Raw genomic sequence first — 4,696 nt, forward strand, 5'->3', positions numbered from 1 at the left:
GGCCAGCACGGCGCGCCGCGCTCGCCGCGCAGCACGGGCTGCGCGGGCACCCCCAGCTTCTCCATGGCGCGCCGGGCGCATCCGCGGACGACGGTGAACTCACGGCGCCGCTTGTCGACCGCCCGCGTCAACAGCGCCTGCTCCTCGGGGTACAGCGGAGTGCTCCCGAACTCGCGGACGCCCTCCTCGCCGAACGCCTCCACCACCACCACGAAGGCGGGCAACAGTTCATCGATCACGAGGCTTCGGCCTCCCGGGGCAGAATGCGGCGCAGACGGCCCGGCGGCTGCGGCCGCTTGCGCCATTCGCGGGGGTAGCCGACCGAGACCTCCTCGAAGCGGACGCCGTCCTGCCGGGTGGTGCGCGGGATGTGCAGATGGCCGTAGACCATGGCCTCGACGCGGAACCGCCGGTGCCAGTCCGCGGTGAGGGCGGTGCCGCACCACATGGCGAACTCGGGGTGCCACAGGACGTCCATCGGGTGACGGTGCAGCGGGTAGTGGTTGACGAGGACCGTCGGCAGGTCGGCGGGGATCTCGGCGAGCCGCCGGGCGGTCTCGGCGACCCGGGCCCGGCACCAGGCCTCACGGCTCGGATACGGATCGGGGTGCAGCAGGTACTCGTCGTTGCAGACGATGCCCGTGCCCTCCGCATAGGCCAGCCCCTCCTCCTTGGTCGCGCAGCCGGCCGGCAGGAGCGAGTAGTCGTACAGCAGGAACAGCGGGGCGACGACGACCGGGCCGCCCTGGCCCTCCCACACCGGGTAGGGGTCCTCGGGGGTCGTCACTCCCAGGTCGCGGCAGAGGTCCACCAGATGGTCGTAGCGGGCGACGCCTCGCAGGGTGACCGGGTCCGTGGGGAACGTCCACAGTTCGTGGTTGCCGGGAGCCCACAGGACCTTGCGGAAGCGGCTCGCGAGCGTCTTCAGCGCCCAGCGGATGTCGTCGGTGTTCTCCGAGACGTCGCCGGCGACGAGCAGCCAGTCCTCGTCCGTCTCGGGGACCATGGCCTCGACGAGGGCCCGGTTCTCCGCATATCCGATGTGCAGATCGCTGATGGCCAGGAGTCGCCCGGCGGCACCGGCCGTCGACGTCACTTCACACCCCCGCTCAGGAGCCCACGCTCCGTATTCACATGCACACACCAGTGTGCCCAAGAGAACACATTCACGGCCGCGGGACAAGGTCGGATCACGTCGTCCGCGACGCCGACACCTGGCTCCACCTGCGCCGGAGCACCCCATTACCGGACCGGGCGGCGCACGTGAACAAGATCGGCAATTCCGTAACACCCGCGTTGCACGCGGCACCCCCCAGACGCCGTATGATCGCCCCAACACCACCGCCATGGACGTCCCTTCCGCAGGGCGGTTTGGTGACCCACCATTCCCCCTGCCCGGGCCGGGCCTGCTTCGCCCTGCCCGCGAACCGTGAAAGGCGGCCTCGCATGGTCTCTCGCGTACGCGTCTGGCTCAACCGCACGTACGCGGAGAACGTGTTCTTCACGGATCAGCTGCGGCGAAATCCCAGCGACCGCGCCGTCGAGATCCACGCCACGCACGGTGACGCCGACTCCCCGGTGCTGGCCGCGGCCGACACCGCCGAGCTCGAGCCGGAGGGTCTCTCCCCGGCCGGGTACGTCGAGTACGCGCTGGCCCAGTGCAGGCGCCGCGGCATCGACGTGTTCGTGCCCCGGCTGCACCAGTCGGCGATCGTGGCCCACCGCGCCGACTTCGAGGCGGTCGGCACCGCGCTGCTCGCGCCGCCGCCGGAGGCCGTCGCCGTCTTCCACGACAAGGTGATCGCGTACGAGGCCGTCCAGGCGATCGGCGTGCCCGTGCCGCCGTGGTACCGCATCCGCTCGGCGGACGAACTCGTCGCCGCTGTCGAGGAGTTGGAGGACGCGGGTCACAAGCCGTGCTTCAAGCCGGCGTCCGGCGCGGGCGGCGTCGGCTTCCGGATGATCACCCGGAAGCCCTTCTCGCTGTCGCACCTCACGGGCTTCCCGAGCCCGTACGTCCAGCTCGACGCGGTGGTCGAGGTGCTGAGGCAGGCCGAGGAGCAGGGCGGGGAGCAGGTGGACTGGCTGGTCATGCCGCGCCTGGAGCAGCCCGAGGTGTCCGTGGACTGCCTGACCGGCCCGGACAACGTCCTGCGGATGGCCGTCGGCCGGACGAAGAACGGCCGCCGCCGGGGCTTCACGCTGCACGAGCAGTGGCTGGAGCCGGCGCGGCTCGTCGCCGAGGGCTTCGGGCTGCACTACCTGTCCAACGTCCAGTTCCGGATGTTCGGCGACCGGCCGGTCCTGATGGACGTCAACACCCGCCCGGCCGGCGGACTGCACCAGCTGTCCCAGTGCGGGATCAACGCCCCCTGGGCCGCTGTGCAGTTGGCGCTCGGCGAGGATCCGGGCGTGATCGTGCCGCCGTTCCTCGGACAGGACTACACCGTGGTGTCGGGCCCCCGGCCGCTGCGCGCGGTGACGCTGCCGCACCAGCGCCTGGACGACGTGGCGCCGACCGAGCCGCTGCTGTCGGCCGTGCCCGCCCCGGCCGACTCCGTCGAGGTGACGCCGACCGCGCAGGCGCTGCCGCTCTAGAAACCCCCGAAACGGATATTCCTCTCACCGGTATGGACCAATCCCGCTCGTTGTCTTGACAGGCGGATTGGTCCATACCAACTTTGTTGCGCACCCCCTGCACTCCCCTGCACTCCCGAACACCCCCATTCCTTCAGGGAGATCGCGTGCGCAGCACACCCCTCACACGCCCATGGCGTCGCTTCCTCGCCCTGCTCGGCACCGCCGGGCTCGCCCTCGCCGGGGCCGTCGCCCTGCCGGGCACCGCTCAGGCGGCCAACGTCCTCGCCAACCCCGGATTCGAGTCGGGCGCTCTCGCGCCCTGGACCTGTACGGGCAACCTCGGCTCCGTCGTCTCCTCCCCCGCCCACAGCGGGTCCAAGGCGCTCACGGGGGCGGTGAGTTCGAGCGACAACGCCAAGTGCAGCCAGACCGTCGCCGTCCGGCCGAACACCGCCTACGCGCTGACCGGCTGGGTGCGCGGCTCCTACGTCTACCTCGGCGTCGACGGCGGCGCGTCCACCTGGACGTCGTCGCCCTCGGCGTACAGCCGGCTGTCGGTGTCCTTCACCACCGGGGCCTCGCAGACCAGCGCCACGATCTACGTCCACGGCTGGTACGCCCAGGGCGCCTACCAGGCCGACGACGTCAGCCTCGACGGGCCCGGCGGCGGGGGCGGCACGGACACGCAGGCCCCGACCGCGCCCGGCGGGCTCACCTCGACCGGCAGGACGTCCTCCAGCGTGTCGCTGTCCTGGAAGGCCGCCACCGACGACGTCGGCGTCACGTCCTACGACGTCTACAGCGGATCGGCGAAGGCGCTCACCGTCTCCGGCACGGCCGCCACGGTCAGCGGGCTGTCCGCGAGCACGGCGTACACCTTCACCGTGAAGGCGCGCGACGCCGCCGGGAACACCTCCGCGGCCTCCGACTCCGTGACCGTCACCACCACCGCGGGCGGGGGCGGCGGCACCGGGTTCAAGCAGGCCGCGCCCTACCTGTTCGAAGGCTGGGGAGACCCGCCGAACGTGACCACGGTGATGAACGCGACCGGCGTCAAGTGGTTCACCATGGCGTTCGTGTTGGACGGCGGCGGCTGCAACCCCCTGTGGGACGGCAACCGGGCGCTGGCCGGCGGGGTCGACCAGAGCGTCATCAACCAGATCCGCTCGGCGGGCGGTGACATCGTGCCCTCGTTCGGCGGCTGGCAGGGCAGCAAGCTCGGCACCAACTGCTCCTCGGCGAGCGCGCTCGCGGGCGCCCTGCAGAAGGTGATCGACGCCTACTCGCTCAAAGCGATCGACATGGACATCGAGAACACCGACGAGTTCGAGAACGAGGCCGTGCAGGCACGGATCCTCACCGCGCTGAAGACCGTGAAGGCCGACAATCCCGGCCTGAAGACCGTCGTCACCTTCGGGACGAGCACCACCGGACCGACGTACTACGGCAACCGGCTCATCGAGCAGGCCAAGTCGCTCGGCGCGGACATCGACGTCTTCACCGTCATGCCGTTCGACTTCGGCGGCGGCTCGGACATGTACGGCAACACCGTGAACGCCACGGAGGGGTTGAAGAACAAGCTGAAGTCCACCTTCGGCTGGGACGACGCCACCGCCTACGCCCACATCGGCATCTCGGGCATGAACGGCCTCTCCGACCAGCAGGAGAACACCACACCGGCGATCTGGACGCAGATCCGCGACTGGGCCAACTCCCACCACATCGCGCGGCTCGCCTACTGGGCCGTCAACCGCGACCGCCCGTGCCCGGGCGGGGGCGTGGTGAGCAACTGCTCCGGCATCGGCCAGAGCACCTGGCAGTTCACCTCCATCACGGCCGGCTTCACCGGCTGAGCCTCCCGGCGCGAGCCGAGGAAGCCCGGCCGAAGCCTCCCCCACGGCCGTGAAAGTCCCCCGGATCCCGGTCCGGGGGACTTTTTTCCACGGAGGGTGTATCAGGGGCGCGCCTGCGGGCTCTCAAGGGTGAAGGGCCGCCGGGCGAGCGTCGGCCCTCGGGGGGGAAGCACAGGGATCGACGGGGGAAGCGCCGGGGATCGACGGGGGATCCTCGGGGCACGGGGGGATCGGGCCGGTCGGCCGCTGTCACGGGGAGCGGC

The 4,696-nt window shown here is 71.0% G+C and carries 3 protein-coding genes and 1 pseudogene; 2 read left to right on the forward strand and 2 right to left on the reverse strand.

Features of this window, described 5'->3' with window-relative positions:
• Both ABT300_RS41555 and ABT300_RS41560 read right to left on the reverse strand, forming a co-directional pair.
• Positions 1–239, reverse strand: a pseudogene (locus ABT300_RS41555) (4'-phosphopantetheinyl transferase); the annotation flags it as partial.
• On the reverse strand, positions 236–1,096 hold the full coding sequence (locus ABT300_RS41560) for a metallophosphoesterase family protein (protein ID WP_351687668.1): 861 nt from the start codon (positions 1,094–1,096) through the stop codon (positions 236–238). The gene ABT300_RS41560 and the pseudogene ABT300_RS41555, both read right to left, overlap by 4 nt.
• A 350-nt stretch (positions 1,097–1,446) precedes the next feature.
• Between ABT300_RS41560 and ABT300_RS41565 the strand changes: the two genes are divergently transcribed.
• Entirely contained in the window at positions 1,447–2,598 is a 1,152-nt protein-coding gene (locus ABT300_RS41565; RefSeq protein ID WP_351687671.1) for an ATP-grasp domain-containing protein, read from the forward strand.
• A 146-nt stretch (positions 2,599–2,744) separates the two neighbouring features.
• Positions 2,745–4,433, forward strand: a complete 1,689-nt coding sequence (locus tag ABT300_RS41570) for a carbohydrate binding domain-containing protein (RefSeq protein WP_351687674.1) — start codon at positions 2,745–2,747, stop codon at positions 4,431–4,433.
• The last annotated feature ends 263 nt before the right edge of the window (positions 4,434–4,696 follow it).

The organism is Streptomyces sp. NPDC001027, from assembly GCF_040299045.1.
Lineage (GTDB): Bacteria > Actinomycetota > Actinomycetes > Streptomycetales > Streptomycetaceae > Streptomyces.